Raw genomic sequence first — 17,763 nt, forward strand, 5'->3', positions numbered from 1 at the left:
CCACCCGCTACGAGAAGACCGCCGAGTCCTACCGAGCAGCCGTCACCCTTGCATCGCTCCTGATGTGGGCGTGACATTTGAAGACAACTCCTAGGGTCTGTCGGGAAGATGCTGGTCACGACCACTCAATGAGGTCTGCGGCCAGCGCGGTCACCTAGAGCTCGTAACGCGATCATGACCCGGTCGTCTTGAGTCGCCTCCAGCAGATGAGGCCGCAGGCCAACGGGAGGAAGGCGTCATGGAGTTCGACGCGTCGCTCCCAGCGCACGGCCAGACGCTTGAACTGTAGAGCAGGGCGAAGGTCTGCTCGACGACGTAGCGGAGTCTTCCCAAGCCCTCGATGTTCGGGGAGCCCTTGTGAGGGGGCCGGCCGCCGGCATGGTTCGGGTGCGCCGCAGTTCACGCCGCAAGGCCTTCGAGTCGTACGCCTTGTCGCCCAGAACGCACTCAGGGCGCCGGGGGCGGCCCGGGCGTCCGGCCACCGGCGGGGTTCCGTGGACCAGATTCAGGGTCTGTTGGCGGCGGTCGTGATGACGTGCAGTGGGGTGCCGCGTCCATCGCAGATCAGTTGGTGTTTGCTGCCCGCCTTCCGCCGGCCGGCCGACGACGGACCGGTCACGGTTCCCCCTGTTATTGGACGGTCCGGAGCGGGCGTCGCCTACCCGTGTGCCGGGAGTCGTCAAAGGGTGGCAACCAATGTTCGGCGACGTGCGCTTCCCGAGTGGGGCGGTGCGTGGTCGTGGCCGAGTCTCGTGAAGGGCTACTGTGCGTAGCCGCTGGAGAGAGTCGGTCCTGCAGCTCTGAGGTGGTCCACCCGGCCACGTGCGGCGTGCGCTTTGTGGCGGGGCCTGTCGTCTTGACCGGAACGCCGTGAGCTCCGAGCGGAACTCAAAGCCCGGTGAGGCAATTGCCTCACCGCTCCAGACCGGCCGGGACCGGAGAGGGCGGAGCAGGATCGAATCGGATGCATATGTCCGGTTGTCCAGCGAAACCGCAGGTGAGATGGCCCACCCGTTTAGGTTCGAGTCCCACCCGCCCACCAGTGCAGAAACGTTGTGATCTGCGGAAACGTCACTTCGAGGGCGTCTGGCGACATCCGTCGCCTCACGGTTGCCGCACGCGGCCTCCGTGCGATGGCCGCCGTGGCTACGCGAAGGCAAGTGGCAGCGCCAAAGCTCCGAAGACGCCGACGAAGCGTTCCCGTGACCTTGTGAAGGGACACGGACGGTAATGGCCGCGTGGCTGGCTCAAGGGTGAGGCTTCGCCGAGGGGCGAGCCGAGTGAGCCTGGGTGTCTGGCTGGGGAACTGTTCTCTGCAGCGCGGGCGCGGAACGCCCGAGCACGTCGCTACTGTGATTGTGGCGGTTGTGGGGGAGCCCTGCCTGCGTCAGCCGTTTCCGGCCGGTGCCACGGCGGTGTACAGCTCTCGTGCGCCCGTTGTATGCGGGTGACGCTCGGCCAATGCGTTGACGATCTGGCGGATTGCGGGCCGGTCGCGGACCTCGCCGGGACTGGCCCGGTGTGCGTTCAGCAGGGCGCGGGCGGTCTGCTCAGGCCGGTTCCATGCCCGTGCCATGTCCGTGCCGAGGCGGGCCTTGCGCTCGGCGGTAGGGAACTGCCCGGGCCGCAGGTCCCTGCCGGCCTCCAGCGCGGCGCCTGTGTCGCCGAGCGCCCAGTGCACGCTGACCGCGTACAGGTCAACGGTGGCACGTGTGGACGAAGCTCCTTGATGAGGCCGGGTTCACCGGGATCAGCACGGAGACCTTGCCCGGCGGGCCTGGCCCGCGTGCCGCCGGCACTTTGCTCGTGACCGCGTTCCGCATGGGCGCTCAGTCTGCTGGTTGACCGGCCGCTATTCCAGGCCGGGGGCTCATTCCCGTAGGCGCGGGGGTGACATCGGCGGTGTCCGCGAGAGGCGCAACGCCGCGGGTCCCCGCGCACGCGGGGACCGCTCGCCGCCAAAAGCCCCGAAGGCTCACGGGTCACACCTTGATCGCCGTGAGCTTCTCCGGATTGCGGACGCAGTAGAGGGCCGTCACGATGCCGTCCCGGATCTCGATCGAGGTCACCTGGTCGAGTTCGCCGTCGATGCGCGCCACGACGGAGTGCATCCCGTTGTACGTGCCGACGCGGATGTCGACTTCGCCCAGGCGGGCACCCTTGGCCAGAAGACCGAGAAGCAGCCGGGCCACCTTGTCGGGGCCGACCACGGGGCGCCGTACCGCGTTGACGACTCCGCCGCCGTCGGACAGGAACACCACATCGGGCGCGAGCAGATCCATGAGGCCTTGGACGTCGCCGGTCGCGGCCGCCGCCAGGAATCGTTCGGCGACCGGCTGGGCCTCGGCAGGTGTGGCGACCGCGGTGTGTCGCTTCGCGCGCACGCTGCTGCGGGCGCGCTGGTTCAGCTGCCGCACCGCGGCCTCGGACTTGCCCACCGCGGCGGCGATCTCCGCGTAGTCAAAACCGAACACCTCGCGCAACACGAACACCGCGCGCTGGCCAGGCGTCAGGGTTTCCAGAACGAGCAGCATCGCCGTGGTCACCGCCTCGCCGGTGAGCACATGGTCGATGCCGTCGGGTGCGTCGCCGACAGCGCCGGTGACCAGTGGCTCGGGCAGCCACGGTCCCACGTACTGCTCCCGGCGGCGGGCGGCCGACCGCAGTACGCCGAGTGCCTGCCGGGTGACGATCTGCGCCAGGTAGGCCCGCGTGTTCTCCACCGAGGCGTGGTCCACCGACCGCCACCGCAGGTAGCTGTCCTGCAGGACGTCCTCGGCGTCGGCCACCGAACCGAGGATCTCGTAGGCGATCGAGAAGAGCAGGGCTCGGTGCGCGGTGAACTCGTCCGCGGGGTCCGGCTGCCCGGTCACTTCGGGCCCCGCAGCCAGGCATACGTGGCGGTGCGGGCGCTGAACTTCGCGTAACGGCAGATGCGTTCCTTGACCACGGCCGCGGTGCGCCCGGCGAAGTAGAGCCGCCGCACGGCGTCGTCCCTGCGGCCGACCTGCAGCAGCCCGTCGTGTCGGCCCAGACTCAACGCCTGTCCGACGTACCCCATGGAGTAGGGCTCGGGCTCACGGTCTTGGATCATCCGCGCCAGCGTATCCGCTGCGTGTGCGCCCTGCGGCATGGCCGTCGCGCAGGCCGCTCGGGAGCCGGGAACCGCCGCGCAGTCACCGACGACGAAGATCCGCGGGTCGGTCACGCTGCGCAGGTGCTCGTCGACCACCGCACGCCCGTCGGCGTCCACCTGGAGTCCGCTGCGGGCGGCCAGGTCGGGCACGCTGCCGATGATCGCCCACAGCGTGAGGTCGGAGGTGAACTGCGGGCGCGAGTGGAGACGCACCACGTCGCCTCCTCCTTCCCCGGCGCCAGGATCGACCTGAGCGACGCTGTCCTCCACGATCTCCACGTTCAAGCGGTCCAAGACGGTGCGCACACGCTTCTGCGCCCCTGCCGACAGGCTCGCGGCGATCGTCTGCCCCACCAGGCGTACGCGGAGGTCGGGCCGGCCGGCGGCGATCTCGGATGCCGTCTCGATGCCCGTCAGCCCGCCACCGACGACGGTGACCGCCTTCCCGCCGGGCAGCCCGGCCAACGCGGCCCGGGCCTCCTCCGCGCCCTCCCAGGTCCCCACCGCGACGGTGCCCGGCAGCGGCGCGACCGTGCTGCCCACCGCGAGAAACAGATGGTCGAAGTCGAGATTCGCGCCGTCGACGAGAGTGACCTGACCGTCGCCGATCTTGTCGACGGTGCCCACCTGCGTGGTGATCCCCCCACTCAGCATCGACGACAGCGGGGTCGCCGCGGCTCCGGTCCCGGCGACCTGCTCGTGCAGCCGCACCCGCTCGACGAAGTCCGGGCGCGGGTTGATCACCGTGATCTCCGCTGCCTTCACCTTCTTGGCCAACCGGTTCGCCGCCATCGTCCCCGCGTAACCGGCCCCCACCACCACGACCTTCATATCTGCCTCCCGTTGTGGAATCGCTTCACACACGGGATGCGGCCCGCCTGCCGGTTTGTGACGGGCGAGGGGAGTGAGCTGCGTCACTCCCCGTGCCTCGGGTGATGTGGCCTGTGTGCATGCACGGAACCGCAGGGGTGCGCATGGGTTCGCGGGGGTTCGGAGAGGGGGCGGGATTAAAGGTCGCCGCTGGCACCGTGGCGGGCGGCCTCTGGGGCCCTTTGGGTGTCCGGTTGTGTGTCCGGATCGTCCTCGAGGGATTTCCTTCGGCTGTGTCGGAACCCTATCCAGGCCAAGCCCGCGGCTACGGCGGTGCAGACCGCGGCCAGCAGTACGGCCAGCTGATAGCCGTGCAGGAAGGAGTCGACGGCGGCCTGCCGGAACGGGGCGCCGAGCGTGTCCACCACGGTGTGCACCTGGCCGCTGCCCACGTGGTGTCCCTGCCCGAGTGCCGCGTCGTGGGCCGGCCCGTCCAGGCCGGACACCTTGTCCTGCCAGGTGGAGTTGGCCGCGTTGACGCCCGCGGTGCCGAGCACCGCGAGACCTATGGAAGAGCCGATCTGCCGTGCCGCGTTCAGTACGCCGGAGGCCGCTCCCGAGGCGCCGGGCGGTACGCCTTCACTTCTTCCCGCCCTTCGGCGGCTGACCGTAGGCAAGCCTGTGCACTTTTCCAGGGAGGGTGCGGTTCAGGCTGCTCTGGGGCGAGGTTGCCGAGGGGTGTCGTCGGTTTTGTTCCCGCCGTCCGGGAGCGGCCGGACCCCGTCGGTGGCATTCGGGTCTTCCGCGTTGCCGTGGGGGGCCAGGGTGAAGTGAGTGGGGGGCGGCGGTGGAACCGGACAGGGGGCCACCTGTTGTGTCGTTCGGTTGTTCGAGGGGGTGGGTCGGGCGGGGTGTGTGGTCGGCAGCTCAGGCGGGGCGTGACCGGATGGCGATTCGAACGCCCCGCTGTCCGATTGCGCGCGATGTGCTCCAGGGGGGACAGCCATAGCGTGAGCCCGCCTCTTCTCAGCACGCCGACGAGAAAGGAACGGACGCAATGGCTGTCATCAACCTCATGGTCCTCGAAGGGGACGAGCAGGAGCCCGAGGGCTGGACGAAGATCAGCAAGGATCTGAACGCCGGCGCCGGCGGTCGGTACCTGTACTTCGCCTTCGAGACCGACAGTAAGCTCGCCGCGCCCAACGCCGCGTTCGGGCCCATCACCGACATCATCTTCCTGTCCAAGGGTGACGAGCCTCCGCACGGCTACCGCAAGCTCAACAAGGACCTGAACGCCGGCTCGGGCGGCGAGTTCATCTACGCCGCGTACACGCGCAGTGCCGACCAGGGCTCGCCGATCAACTCCCTGGACGTCGCGCTCACCGACAACCGTGATTACCAGCCGCCGAAGCCTTGGGAGCGCTACGACAAGGACCTCAACGCGGGCGCGGGCGGGAAGTACGTGTACCTGCTGCACATCTGATCCGGATTCCGGACAGCCGTTCCGGGAGGTGTCCCGGGAGCGGGTGGGCGGGGCGGCGGCTGCCGTCCCGCCTTTCGTTGGTGGGGCGGTACTGGTGAGGCCCTTACTTGTTTAGGGCGGCACCCCGTGGGCGCGGCTTCGTTACGCCGCGCCCTGTGCCGTTCCCGCGTGGCACAGGAGGGCGGCGCGCAGGTCGAGGCGGTGGCTCAGGCGGGTGAGGTCGCGGCCGGTGAGCAGTTCTATGCGCTGGATGCGGTAGCGAACCGTGTTGACGTGCAGGCGGAGGGCGGTGGCGGTACGGGACCAGGAGGCGTCGTGGTGCAGGAAGACCTCCAGGGTGTGCAGCAGGGTGCCGGTCCTGTCGTGCTCAGGGAGGAGCGGGCGCAGGGTACGGGCGCTGAAGACGGCGCGTACGTCGGCGGGTACGGCGGTCAGCAGCCCTTCGAGGGTGGCGGGGGCGGGGCCTTCCCCGGGAGCGGGCGGGGTGGTGTGCGGCATGGGGCGTACTCCTCGTACCGTCCGGGCGCCGGGCCCGGGGATCTGCCGTGCGCACTCACCAGGTGAGAGTGCGGAATCGCATCGTAAATGCCAGGGGAATGGGCGGGGTAGTGGCGCTGGTGCCGGGGAGGGGGAGGGAGTGGGATGGAGGTGGGGTGGGGGTGAGTTCGTGGGGATTGTGGGGCGTTGCGGCGGGTTTTGAGGGGTTGCGCTTGTTTCACTCGGGGCATGGACCTGAATACGGTGCGGGAGGTCCTGGACGCCCGGGAACATCCGGATTGGCGGCCGGGGGACGCGTGGCTCGGCGGCGGTACCCACCTCTTCTCCGAGCCGCAGCCCGGGGTGCGGCGGCTGCTGGACCTGAGCCGGATGGGCTGGGAGTCGCTCCGGTGGCTTCCGGACGGGGCGTTGGAGATCGCGGCCACGTGCACGGTCGCCGAAGTCTCCCGGTTCGGTCAGGGCATCGGGCAGGCGGCGGGGCCGCTGTTCGAGCAGTGCTGCCGTGCCTTCCTGGCGTCGTTCAAGATCTGGAACACGGCCACTGTCGGCGGGAATCTGTGTCACGCGCTGCCCGCCGGCCCGATGATCTCTCTCACGGCGGCGCTGGACGGCAGCTGTCTGCTGCTGGCCGGGGACGGAAGCGCCCGGCGGCTGCCGGTCACGGACCTCGTCACCGGGGCCGGGCGGAATGCCCTGACGGAAGGGGAGTTGCTGCGTTCGGTCACGTTGCCGGCCCGCGCGCTGGGATGCCGGACGGCGTTCCGGCAGACCTCGCTGTACGGGCTCGGGCGGTCGGCCGCGCTGCTGATCGGGACGCTCGACCCGGTGGACAAGGCCTTCAGCCTGACCATCACCGCCTCCACCGTACGGCCGGCACGGCTGCGCTTCCCGGAGCTGCCGTCGGCCCGTGAGCTGCGCGCAGCGATCGGGCGGGCCGTGCCGGACGACGGGTGGTTCGACGATGTCCATGGGGTGCCGGAGTGGCGGCGGAATATGACGTATCGGATGGGGGAGGAGGTGCGGGAGGAGATGGGAGAGGGGATGGGGGAGGAGTTGGGGGAGGAGGAGTTGGGGAGGCGGGAGCCCGTTGGGTTCGTACCGCTTCCGGCCCCCGTTTCGGGTTCGGCTTCGGTTTTGGGGTCGTATTCGGGGTCGGTTTCGGGGACGGTTTCGAAATCGAGTTCGGCTGGGTCTGTTGGGGCGGGCGCTTCCGGACTCTTTCGTGCCGAGGTCAATGGCAGCAGCACCGCAGTGATTCCCCGCCCCGGGCAGTGCCTGCGTACCTACCTGCGCGAGCGCGGCTGTTGTGGCGTCAAGAAAGGATGTGACGCCGGGGACTGCGGGGCGTGCACGGTGCATGTGGACGGTGAGCCGGTACACAGTTGCGTGTATCCGGCCGTGTGGGCCGATGGGCGGTCGGTCACCACTGTCGAGGGGCTGGCTGATGTGGGGAGCGGTCGCCTGCATCCCGTGCAGCAGCGGTTTTTGGACGCGCAGGGGTTCCAGTGTGGTTTCTGTACTGCCGGGTTCGTGATGACGACTGCCGCGCTCGACGAGGGGTTGCTCGCGGATCTGCCGCGCGCTTTCAAGGGGAACCTGTGCCGCTGCACCGGGTACCGGGCCATCGAGGACGCCGTACGAGGGGTCCGGCACACCGAGGACGCGGCAGCGGGGGCGGCCGTCGGCCGTAATGTTCCCGCGCTCGACGGTAGGGATGTGGTCACCGGCGCGGCCCGTTACACGTTCGACCTCGACACCGGTTCCTGGCCGGGACTGCTGCACATGAAGCTGCTGCGCTCACCGCACGCCCACGCCCGGATCACCGGCATCGACACCCGCGCGGCGCTGCGGGTGCCGGGCGTGCACGCGGTCTTCACCCACCGGGACGCGCCCGACCGGTACTTCACCACCGCTCAGCACGAGCATCGCCAGGACGATCCGTACGACACCCGGCTGTTGGACGAAACGGTCCGGCATGTGGGGCAGCGGGTGGCCGCGGTGGTCGCGGACAGCGAGGCGGCCGCGGAGGAGGGCTGCCGCAGGGTGAGGGTGACGTACGAGGTGCTGCCCGCGGTTCTCGGTCCGGAGCAGGCGATGTCACCGGGGGCTGTGGTCGTGCACGACGAGGGGGCGTGGGCCGGGATCGCACGGCCCGGCACCAATGTGGCGGGTGAGGTGCACGGGGAGACCGGTGATGTGGAGCGGGGGTTCGCGGCGGCCGACGCGGTGTACGAGGGGACGTTCCGTACGCAGCGGGCGCAGCACGCGAGCCTGGAGACGCATGGTGCGCTCGCGTATTTCGAGCCGGTTGGGCCGGCTGGGCCCGTCGGGCGCACCGACCCGGGTGAGGGCGATTCCGTTCCGAGACGGCGGCTGGTCGTCCGTACCGGTACCCAGGTGCCGTTCCTCGTGCGGCGTTCCCTGTGCGCGCTGCTGGATCTGCCGCCCGAGGCGGTACGGGTGGTCGCGGGGCGGGTCGGCGGTGCCTTCGGCGGTAGGCAGGACATGCTCGTCGAGGACATCGTGGCGCTGGCGGCGCTGCGGACCGGGCGCCCGGTCAAGCTGGAGTTCACCCGGGCCGAGCAGTTCCACGGTGCGACGACGCGGCACCCGTTCACCGTACGGATCAAGGCGGGCGCGCGCCGGGACGGGACCCTCACCGCGCTCCGGCTGCACGTGGTGTCCGACACCGGCGCGTACGGCAACCACGCCCGGACCGTGCTGCAGCGCGGCTGCGGTGATGTTCTGGCGCTCTACCGTTGCCCGAACAAGAAGGTGGACGGTTTCGCCGCGTACACCCACACCGTCCCGGCCGGTGCCTTCCGCGGGTACGGGCTCGGGCAGGTCGTCTTCGCGCTGGAGAGCGCGCTCGATGAACTGGCGCGGCGGCTGGGCATCGACCCGCTGCTGCTGCGCGAACGCAATGTGCTGCGGCCCAGCGACGCTCTGGAGACGCTGGTGGGGGAGGGCGGCCTGCGGATCAGCAGTTACGGGCTGGACGCGTGCCTGAAGGTACTGCGAGAGGTGTCCGGCAGGCCGGAGGCGGCTGCTGGAGGGCCTGACGTGCCGGACGGCTGGCTCGTGGGCGAGGGCAGCGCCCTGTCGATGATCGCCGCGGCCGGGCCCGGCGGCCATTTCGCCGACGCCCGGATCACACGCACCGCTGACGGCACGTACGAGCTGGCTGTCGGTTCGACCGAATCGGGCAGCGGGACCACCACCGCGCTCCGCCAGATCGCCGCCGCCGAGCTGGGCGTCGACGACACGCGTATCACCGTGCGGCAGGCCGACACCGACGCGGTCGGGTACGACACCGGGGGCTTCGGCTCGGCCGGGACGGTGGTCGGGGGCGAGGCGGTGCTGCGCGCGGCGCGGTCCCTGGCCGGGCAGATCCGGAGCGGGAATGGAGACGGGAGTGGGGGCGGGAGCGGGAGTGGTGATGGGGCGCTGTCCTCGTATCGGACGTCGGCCGGATCCGGGCCGTCGGCCGGGTGCGAGCCGCCGGCCGGGTACCGTCCGCTGACCGGATACGGGCATTTCGCCGGTACGCCGCGCACGGTCGCCTTCAACGGGCACTGGTTCCGTGTGGCGGTCGATCCGGACACCGGCGAGATCCGCATCCTGCGCAGCGTGCATGTGGCGGACGCCGGCACTGTGATCAATCCCATGCAGTGCCGGGGGCAGGTCGAGGGCGGGGTGGTGCAGGCGCTGGGGTCGGCGCTCTTCGAGGACGTACGGCTGGACGGGCGTGGCGCGGTGCGCACCGCGGCATTCCGCGAGTACCGGCTGCCGGCCTTCGCGGACGTGCCCCGTACCGAAGTGCACTTCACGCCCACGTCCGACACGGTCGGCCCGGTGGGCGCGAAAGCCATGAGCGAAAGCCCCTTCAACCCGGTCGCGCCGGCCCTGGCCAACGCGCTCCGCGACGCCACCGGCGTCCGCTTCACCCGGCTGCCGCTGACCCGGGACCGGGTGTGGCGGATGCTGTCCGGCGGGCTGCCCGGGGCGCCGCCGGACGGCCGGGAAAATTCGCATGGATAGGACGGCGTTTGCTGGGCAGGGGTGCGGGACGGTCCGGCGTGCGGAATAGGTCAAGGGATGACCTCGTTGTCGCAGCGGGACCGTAAACAGACCGGAACCGGAAGCAGGGAAGTACGCATGAGCACGGTTGAGCTCACCAAGGACAACTTCGACGACATCGTCTCCGGCAACGATTTCGTCTTGATCGATTTCTGGGCCGAGTGGTGCGGCCCGTGCAAGCAGTTCGGCCCGGTTTTCGAACGGTCGTCCGACAAGAACGACGACCTGGTCTACGCGAAGGTCGACACGGAGGCGCAGCCCGAGCTGGCGGCCGCCTTCCAGATCCAGTCGATCCCGACCCTGATGATCGTCCGCGAGAACATCGCGGTGTTCTCGCAGCCCGGCGCGCTCCCCGAGGAAGCGCTGGAGGACGTCATCGGCCAGGCGCGCAACCTGGACATGGACGAGGTCCGTGCCTCCGTCGAGGAGGCCCAGACGCAGGAGGGACAGGGCAGCGGTGAATGAACTGCTCCTGATCCGCCACGGCGAGACGGAGTGGAGCAGGTCCGGTCAGCACACCAGCTGGACCGATCTGCCGCTCACCGACCGTGGTGAGGAGCAGGCCCGCTCCCTGCGGCCGGTCCTGGCGGACCGGAAGATCGGCGCGGTGTTCAGCAGCCCGCTGCGGCGGGCCCGGCGCACCGCCGAGCTGGCCGGACTGCCGGAACCGCGGATCGACGCCGACCTGAGCGAATGGGACTACGGCGGCTACGAGGGCATCTCCACCGACGAGATCCACCGGACCCGCCCCGACTGGTTCCTGTTCACCGACGGCGTGGCCGCCGGCCCCCCGGAACACCCGGGTGAATCGCCCGAGCAGGTCGGCGCGCGCGCCGACCGGGTGCTGAACCGCATCGTGGAGCAGCTGCGCACGGCGGACGGCGATGTGGTGCTGGTCGGTCATGGGCACTTCCAGCGTGTGCTGGCGGCCCGCCGGCTGGGGCTGCCGGCCTCGGCGGGCGCATTGTTCACCTTCGAGACGGGCACGGTGGGCGTGCTCGGCGCGGAGCACGGGCGGCCCGCGGTGGTGGGCTGGAACACCCGGACGTTGTGAGCGGCGACCGGCGCGCGCCTGGAGGATGTGCCCCCGTGGAGGGGATGCTCCTGCGGGGGCGCGTCGGCCGCACTCTTAGGAAGCCGTGGCGTCGGACCGGTAGGCCTGACTGGGCCTGGCCGGCGGCCCTGACAGCGCGCCAGACCGGCGGCCCTGACCAGCAGGCCAGACCGGCGGCCCTGACCAGCAGGCCAGACCGGCGGCCCTGACCAGCAGGCCAGACCGGCGGCCCTTACCTGCGGCCCTGATCAGCGCGCCTAAGAAGCCATCGGGTCGAGGTGCAACGGCTCCACCTTCCCCTCGATCATGGCGCCCAGTCCCAGCACCGCACAGGTGTCCGGCCGGTCCGCGACGTGCACCGGCATGGTCGTGGCCTGCCGGATCATCGACTGGAGGCCGGGGATCAGCGCGCTGCCGCCCGCCAGCATGATGCCGCGTTCGCCCAGGTCCGCCACCAGGTCCGGCGGGCAGCGGCGCAGTACCGACCCGATTCCGTCCAGGATCGTGGTCAGCGGTGAGGCGATGGCGCGCTGGACCGGCTCGGTCTCCACCATGACCGAGCGGGCCAGCCCGCTGACCACGTCCCGGCCGTGCACCTCGGTCGGGCCCGCCACCAGGTCGCCGTTGCCGGAGAGCATCAGGTGCAGCGGCCGTACGGACTGGCCCGGCAGCATCAGCTTGTGATGCAGCCTCAGGTGCTGGACGACGGCGTGGTCGATGGCGTTGCCGCCCACCGCGACGGTCGCCGCCGCCACGATCGAACCGAGCGAGAGCACCGCGATCTGTGTGGTCCCCGCCCCGCACACCACGATCATGGTGGCTTCCGGGTGCTCCACCGGCAGGTCACAGCCGACGGCCGCGGCGACCAGGGTGTCGACCATCTCCACCCGGCGGGCGCCGATCCCGTTCAGCGTCTCCACCGCGGCCCGCTGCGCCAGCGGCTCACTGCCGTACGGCAGGCAGACCGCGGCCCGCATGGCGGGTCTGCGCCGCCATGCCTTGCGCAGCTTGTCGTCGACCAGGTTGCGCAGCAGCCGCTGGGCCATGTCGATGTCCACGACGGTGCCGCCGGAGACCGGGCGTACGACGCGGATGTGGTCGGGTGTGCGGCCGTCCATCACCTCTGCGCGGTCCCCGACGGCGATCAGCGCGCCGGTGCGGATGTTGACGGCCGCGACGGTCGGCTGGTCCACCACCAGGCCCTGGTGCTTGATGTACATCCGGGTGCGGGCAGCGCCCAGGTCGACGGCGACCGTGCAACGGAGCAACTGTGCCAGGCTGGCGGTCATGGATGGTGCCTCCCCGGGAAGCATTCGGCGGTACGGGCCGAGCGGCCGCCGGCGGCCACTCGTGAGCCATCGTCTGTCAACGGGTCGTCAGGTGCGCGTTGAGGAGGTCCGGTTGGGGGACATGGGGTTGCGAGGGGCGGAAGAGGCGCTGGGGGCCGGTGGGGCCGTGGAGCGCTGTGCGGCGTCGAGGAGGCGGCTGCCGAGATCGTGCAAGTAGGCGATCAGTTCCGGCGGTTCGTGCACCTCGAAGGGGACGCCCAGCAGGCCGAGCCGGTACGCGAGCCAGTCCAGCGCGTCGCCTCCCGTACGCAGCAGGCAGGAATCCGGGGTGAGCGGCTCCAGGAGGCCGGTGCCCGCGGGGAGCCGGGTGGCGGCGTCCTCCAGGGTGGTGTGCAGGGTGACCAGCGCCCGGTGCCGCGCGCGGTGGCTGGTGATGGACTCGGCGACGAACGCGGCGGCGTCGGGGGCGGGCGGCCGGCGACCCGGTATGCAGCGGGCGCCGGTGGGTCGCGGGCCGCTGATCCGGTCGGCGCGGAACGTACGCCAGTCCGTACGGTCCACGTCGTACGCGACGAGATACCACCGCTGGTCCGCGCTGACCAGGCGATATGGCTCGGCGTGCCGCCTGCTCGGGGCGCCGTCGGCCGCCGTGTACGCGAACCGGACGCGTTCGCGGTGGCGGCACGCGGTGGCGAGGGAGGTGAGGACGGCGGGGTCGGTGACGGGCGCCTCGCCGCCGCCGGTGAGCAGGCCGTACAGCGGGACGGTGGCTTCCCGGAGGGCGGTGACCCGGTTCCGTAGCCGGGCGGGCAGCACCTGTTCCAGCTTGGCCAGGGCCCGTACGGAGGTCTCCGCGACGTCCGCGACCGTACCGCCCGCCGCGGCGTGCAGGCCCACGGCGATGGCGACGGCCTCCTCGTCGTCCAGGAGGAGCGGCGGCATCGCGGTGCCGGAGGCGAGGCGGTAGCCGCCGATGGCTCCGAGGGCCGCGTCCACGGGGTAGCCGAGGCCGCGCAGCCGGTCGATGTCGCGGCGGACCGTACGCGGACTGACGCCCAGCCGCCCGGCCAGCTCGGTGCCGGTCCGCTCGCGGCCGGTCTGGAGGAGCGTCAGGAGCTCCAGGAGGCGCGCCGGGGTGTCGCTCATGCCTCCAGGGTGCCGCAGAAAGCGGCCATGTTCTGACCTACTTCGTCCCTAGCGTGGCCGCATGGAAGCAGGAGCAGGAGCAGGAGCAGGAGCAGGAGCAGGGGCCCGGGCAGGAGTAGGGGCATGCCGTACGGGGACGCAGTACGGCGACAGCATCAGGATCACCGGGGCGCGTGAGCACAACCTCAAGGACGTGGACCTGGAGATCCCCAAGGGGCGCATCACCGTCTTCACCGGCGTGTCCGGCTCGGGCAAGTCCTCGGTGGTCTTCGACACGGTGGCGGTGGAGTCGCAGCGCCAGCTGAACGAGACCTTCACCTGGTACGTACGCAATCAGCTGCCCAAACACGAACGGCCCAAGGCCGACACCATCGAGCGACTCGCCCCGGCGATCGTCGTGGACCAGCGGCCCCTCGGCGGCGGCGCGCGCTCCACCGTCGGCACCCTGACGGACATCTACGCGGTCCTGCGGGTGCTCTACTCGCGCTGTGGCACGCCCAGCGCCGGCGAGGCCACCGCGTACTCCTTCAACGACCCCGCCGGGATGTGCTCGGAGTGTGCCGGGCTGGGCCGCACCACCCGCATCGACCTGGACCGCTTCCTGGACACCGGCCGCTCCCTCAACGAGGGCGCGATCCGCTTCCCGCCGCTCGCCGTCGGCACGGCCGGCTGGCAGATCTACGCGGCCTCCGGCCTCTTCGACCCGGACAAACCCCTGGACCGGTACACGCCACGGGAATGGGACCTCCTCCTCTACGGCAAGGGATTCAAGGTCAAGCGCGGCGAGCGGGCCTACAACAACACGTACGAGGGACTGGTCGAGAACTTCGACCGACGCTATGTGAAACGCGATCTGTCGGCGCTCGCCGAGAAGACCAGGGAGATGGTGCGCGGCTTCGTCCAAGACGGGACCTGCCCGCCGTGCCAGGGGGCGCGGCTGACCGCGGCAGCGCTGAAATCGCAGGTCGCCGGGCTTTCCATCGCCGAGATGTCGGCACTGGAGGTCACCGGGCTGAGCGAGGTCCTGCGAGGCATCGACCCGGGCGAAGAGCCGGTGGGCGCGGGCATCGCGGCACAGGCGGTCACGGCGCTCGGCCGGCTCGTCGACACCGGCCTCGGTTACCTCAGCCTCGACCGCCCGGCAGCCACCCTGTCCGGCGGCGAGGGGCAGCGGCTGAAGATGGTGCGCCACCTGGGCAGCAGCCTGACGGGCATGACGTACATCTTCGACGAGCCGAGCACCGGGCTGCACCCCAGCGATGTACGCCGCCTCAACGACCTCCTGGTGCGCCTGCGCGACAAGGGCAACACCGTCCTCGTCGTCGAACACGACCGCGACGTCATCGCCATCGCGGACCACGTCGTGGACATGGGGCCCGGGGCCGGGAGGGACGGCGGGGAAGTGGTCTTCGCGGGCACGGTGCGCGGACTGGCGGCGGCCGACACGCCCACGGGCCGTGGCCTGCGGCGGGTGACGGGCGTAAAGGAGGACGTCCGCACGCCGGGCGGCTGGCTGACCGTGCGGGACGTGACGCTGCACAACCTCAAGGGCGTGGACTTCCGTGTGCCCACCGGGGTGCTCACGGCCGTCTCGGGGGTGGCGGGCTCCGGCAAGAGCACGCTGGTGTCCGAGGCGTTCGTGGGCGCGCACCCGGAGGCGGTCGTGGTCGACCAGTCGGCGATCGGGGTGTCCGGGCGGTCCACGCCGGCCACCTACCTCGGGGCGATGGACGCGGTACGCGCCCTCTTCGCGCGCGAGAACGGCGTCCCGGCGGGACTGTTCAGCTTCAACGCGGCCGGGGCGTGCGAGGCGTGCCGGGGGCGCGGAGTGATCCACACGGACCTCGCGTACATGGACCCGGTGACCTCGGCCTGCGAGGCGTGCCGCGGACGGCGCTTCAAGGACGAGGTGCTCGGGCTGACCCTCCGGGGCAGGTCGGTCGCGGACGTGCTGGAGATGACGGCGGTGGAGGCGAAGACGTTCTTCGAGGCGGACGGTCCCGCGTCCGCCGGTGGCGACGAGGCGGCGGGGATCGTACGGAAGCTGGCGGCCCTGGCCGAGGTGGGGCTCGGTTACCTGACGCTGGGGCAGGCGGTGTCCTCACTGTCGGGCGGCGAGCGGCAGCGCCTCAAACTGGCCACCCGGCTGCACCGTACGGGGAGCGTGTACGTACTCGACGAGCCGACGAGCGGGCTGCACATGGCCGACGTGGCAGGGCTGCTGGCACTGCTCGACCGGCTTGTGGACGGCGACAACACCGTCCTGGTGATCGAGCACGACCTCGACGTGGTCAAACGGGCGGACTGGGTGGTCGACCTCGGACCCGGCGGCGGCCGGCGGGGCGGCGAGATCGTGTTCGCCGGGACGCCGCGCGACCTGCTGTCGGCGGGCGGCTCGGCCACGGCCGCCTGCATGCGGGCCTCATTCGAGGATGCGCTGTAGCAGGCCCCAGGTGAACTCCGCGACGACGTCCCGCAGTTCGCCGTTCGCGTCGGGCGCCGTGAAAGCGAGCCGCCATCGGGTGGGGGCGGTGCCCTCCATGGGACGGGCCGGAGCGAAGGCGCGGGCCACCTCGTCCACCGTGCAGGACCAGGGCAGCAGGTCCTCGGTCGTCCGCAGGGCGGGGGCGGCGGCGCCCGGGGCGCGGACCAGCCATGCGTTCCACGCGGTGCCCTGCGGGCCGGTGAGAACCTCGAACCGCAGATCGGGCCAGAGCGGTACGGGCCAGGTCAGCGCCTCGCAGGTCAGATCGCCGATACGGCGGGCGGTGACGGTCTCGGGACGGCCGAGCAGCGAGCGGTAGCGCTGCACCGCGCCGCGCGACCGGGGCGAATGGGTCCACGCCTGCCAGCGGCGGTTGGCCTCGCGCAGGTCGCCGCGCGAGGCGCCGAGGGTGCGCAGCGCGTCCTCGACCAGGCCGGGCTGGTGGTCGGCCATACGGCGCAGCAGGACGAGCTGGAAGGCGCGGGGGCCGTCGGAAGGGCCGTTGTCAGTGGTGGGGTTCATGATGGACATGTTGGCGGACGACGGGTTCGGGCGGGTGCTCTAGACGGGCTCGTCGGGTGGGCGTTCGTCCGGGGGCAGGCGGCGCAGGATGGCTTGGTGTTCGGTCTCGGTGACCTGTTCACCGGAGGAGGGGAGGAGCTGGGGGATGGTGTCGAGAATCGGGTAACGGCGGCGCAGCCGCGGGTTGTAGAGGACGTCGTCCGGGACGAGCAGGGTCAGCGGGCCCTTGTCGATCGGACAGGCGAGGATCTTCAGCAGGGGGTCGTCGGGGGTCACGGCTCAGCTCCTTGGGAGGGGGAGGAGGGCGAGGCGGGAGAGGAGGGAAAGGGCGGATTCGGTGCCGGCTCCAGTTCCGGTTCCGTCCCCGGTTCCGGTGGTGGGGCGTCCTGGCGGGGGAGGGCGAGCAGGACGAGTACGGCGACCGCGGTGCCGCCCAGGCGCAGGGCCAGCCGCAGGGGGTCGGAGGGCAGCGGTTCGCCGAAGGCGACCGTGCCGCAGGCGACGGTGTAGACGCAGGTCACGGTGGTACAAACGGGGACGATCAAGGAGGCACGGCAGCGCTGGAGCGCGGTCTGCGACAGCACCAGGCCCACCGCGCCGGTGAACAGCAGCAGATACGGATACGGGGAGGTGAACAGGGCACGGACGGCGCCCGCCGGATCGTGCGCGTTCAGCAGTCCGGAGACGCCCTTGATGGCGAGCGAGCTGACGCCGTAGAGCAGGCCGACGGCCACACCGTAGGGGACGCCCGAGGACGGCTGGCGGTGGCGGCGCTTGGCGCGCTGCTCGGCTGCCCCGTACAGCCACAGCCCCGCGGCCAGCGAGGGCAGTGCGATGGCGAGCAGGGTGCCGGTGGGCGCGGTGCGGGTGACGGTGCCGGCGCCGTTGCCCTGGAGCGACGCGACGACCATGCCGAGCGCGAGCAGGATCGCCAGGATGCTCTGCCGTTCGCGGCCGGTGGTGCGCTCGCCGAGGAAGACGGAGGACAAGAGCAGCAGCAGGACCAGACCGGAGACGAAGATGCCCTGGGCGGCGGCGATGGGAAGGGTGCGGTAGACCGCGAGCTGGGCGGCGAAACCGGCGGCGAGGGCCAGCGAGCCGCCGAGCCACAGCGGGCTGCTCAGCAGGTGGCGGACGAGCCGGGCGGGCCGCTGGGTGCTGAGCGCGGGCAGCGTGGACAGGGCGCGCTTCTCCAGTACGAACCCGGTGCTGTACAGGACGTTGGCGAGCAGCGCGGACGCCACGCCCCACCACAGCACT

At 71.1% G+C, this 17,763-nt stretch carries 14 protein-coding genes and 2 pseudogenes; 6 read left to right on the plus strand and 10 right to left on the minus strand.

What is annotated here, in order from left to right:
- Positions 1-1,387 precede the first annotated feature (1,387 nt).
- The 4 genes and pseudogenes from ACZ53K_RS20670 to ACZ53K_RS20685 all read right to left on the minus strand — a co-directional run.
- Positions 1,388-1,714, minus strand: a pseudogene (locus ACZ53K_RS20670) (transcriptional regulator); the annotation flags it as partial.
- 268 nt (positions 1,715-1,982) lie between these two features.
- Complete coding sequence (locus tag ACZ53K_RS20675) at positions 1,983-2,873, minus strand: RNA polymerase sigma-70 factor (protein ID WP_468838455.1); 891 nt, start codon at positions 2,871-2,873, stop codon at positions 1,983-1,985.
- On the minus strand, positions 2,870-3,967 hold the full coding sequence (locus ACZ53K_RS20680; RefSeq protein WP_468838458.1) for an NAD(P)/FAD-dependent oxidoreductase: 1,098 nt from the start codon (positions 3,965-3,967) through the stop codon (positions 2,870-2,872). Before ACZ53K_RS20680 ends, ACZ53K_RS20675 begins: the two co-directional genes overlap by 4 nt.
- Before the next feature lie 176 nt (positions 3,968-4,143).
- Positions 4,144-4,503, minus strand: coding sequence for a hypothetical protein (locus ACZ53K_RS20685; protein WP_468838461.1), 360 nt, complete (start codon positions 4,501-4,503; stop codon positions 4,144-4,146).
- Between the two features lie 500 nt (positions 4,504-5,003).
- Between ACZ53K_RS20685 and ACZ53K_RS20690 the strand changes: the two genes are divergently transcribed.
- A complete protein-coding gene (locus ACZ53K_RS20690; RefSeq protein ID WP_468838464.1) occupies positions 5,004-5,429 on the plus strand; it encodes a hypothetical protein in 426 nt (141 codons plus the stop codon).
- A gap of 141 nt (positions 5,430-5,570) precedes the next feature.
- On the opposite strand, the gene ACZ53K_RS20695 is transcribed toward ACZ53K_RS20690, so the two are convergent.
- Positions 5,571-5,927, minus strand: coding sequence for a PucR family transcriptional regulator (locus ACZ53K_RS20695; RefSeq protein WP_468838467.1), 357 nt, complete (start codon positions 5,925-5,927; stop codon positions 5,571-5,573).
- A gap of 228 nt (positions 5,928-6,155) precedes the next feature.
- On the opposite strand from ACZ53K_RS20695, the pseudogene ACZ53K_RS20700 reads away from it, so the two are divergent.
- The 4 genes and pseudogenes from ACZ53K_RS20700 to ACZ53K_RS20715 all read left to right on the plus strand — a co-directional run.
- Positions 6,156-6,650, plus strand: a pseudogene (locus tag ACZ53K_RS20700) (FAD binding domain-containing protein); the annotation flags it as partial.
- A 528-nt stretch (positions 6,651-7,178) separates the two neighbouring features.
- A complete protein-coding gene (locus tag ACZ53K_RS20705) occupies positions 7,179-9,968 on the plus strand; it encodes a molybdopterin-dependent oxidoreductase (RefSeq protein WP_468838877.1) in 2,790 nt (929 codons plus the stop codon).
- A 117-nt stretch (positions 9,969-10,085) separates the two neighbouring features.
- A complete protein-coding gene (gene trxA / locus ACZ53K_RS20710) occupies positions 10,086-10,472 on the plus strand; it encodes a thioredoxin (RefSeq protein WP_468838471.1) in 387 nt (128 codons plus the stop codon).
- On the plus strand, positions 10,465-11,061 hold the full coding sequence (locus ACZ53K_RS20715; protein WP_468838474.1) for a histidine phosphatase family protein: 597 nt from the start codon (positions 10,465-10,467) through the stop codon (positions 11,059-11,061). Before trxA ends, ACZ53K_RS20715 begins: the two co-directional genes overlap by 8 nt.
- Before the next feature lie 257 nt (positions 11,062-11,318).
- On the opposite strand, the gene ACZ53K_RS20720 is transcribed toward ACZ53K_RS20715, so the two are convergent.
- Entirely contained in the window at positions 11,319-12,350 is a 1,032-nt protein-coding gene (locus tag ACZ53K_RS20720) for a rod shape-determining protein (RefSeq protein WP_468838477.1), read from the minus strand.
- An 87-nt stretch (positions 12,351-12,437) separates the two neighbouring features.
- Positions 12,438-13,496 (minus strand): helix-turn-helix transcriptional regulator, encoded by a 1,059-nt coding sequence (locus ACZ53K_RS20725; protein ID WP_468838480.1) that lies wholly within the window; start codon positions 13,494-13,496, stop codon positions 12,438-12,440.
- Between the two features lie 61 nt (positions 13,497-13,557).
- On the opposite strand from ACZ53K_RS20725, the gene ACZ53K_RS20730 reads away from it, so the two are divergent.
- Positions 13,558-15,939 carry an ATP-binding cassette domain-containing protein gene (locus tag ACZ53K_RS20730; RefSeq protein ID WP_468838483.1) on the plus strand — a complete coding sequence of 794 codons (2,382 nt, stop codon included), beginning with the start codon at positions 13,558-13,560 and terminating at the stop codon, positions 15,937-15,939.
- Here ACZ53K_RS20730 and ACZ53K_RS20735 read toward each other — a convergent pair.
- Genes ACZ53K_RS20735 through ACZ53K_RS20745 form a run of 3 tightly spaced genes read right to left on the minus strand, consistent with a single transcriptional unit; the run spans position 15,919 to position 17,762 of the window.
- Positions 15,919-16,503, minus strand: coding sequence for a hypothetical protein (locus tag ACZ53K_RS20735; RefSeq protein WP_468838486.1), 585 nt, complete (start codon positions 16,501-16,503; stop codon positions 15,919-15,921). The genes ACZ53K_RS20730 and ACZ53K_RS20735 overlap by 21 nt on opposite strands.
- 39 nt (positions 16,504-16,542) lie before the next feature.
- The gene (locus tag ACZ53K_RS20740; RefSeq protein ID WP_468838489.1) at positions 16,543-16,779 is read right to left on the minus strand and encodes a Trm112 family protein; all 237 of its coding nucleotides are present in this window, start codon (positions 16,777-16,779) and stop codon (positions 16,543-16,545) included.
- Positions 16,776-17,762, minus strand: coding sequence for a DMT family transporter (locus ACZ53K_RS20745; RefSeq protein ID WP_468838492.1), 987 nt, complete (start codon positions 17,760-17,762; stop codon positions 16,776-16,778). The genes ACZ53K_RS20740 and ACZ53K_RS20745 overlap by 4 nt, the downstream gene beginning before the upstream one ends.
- Position 17,763: the final 1 nt, after the last annotated feature.

It is taken from the genome of Streptomyces sp. NPDC033221, from assembly GCF_055577005.1.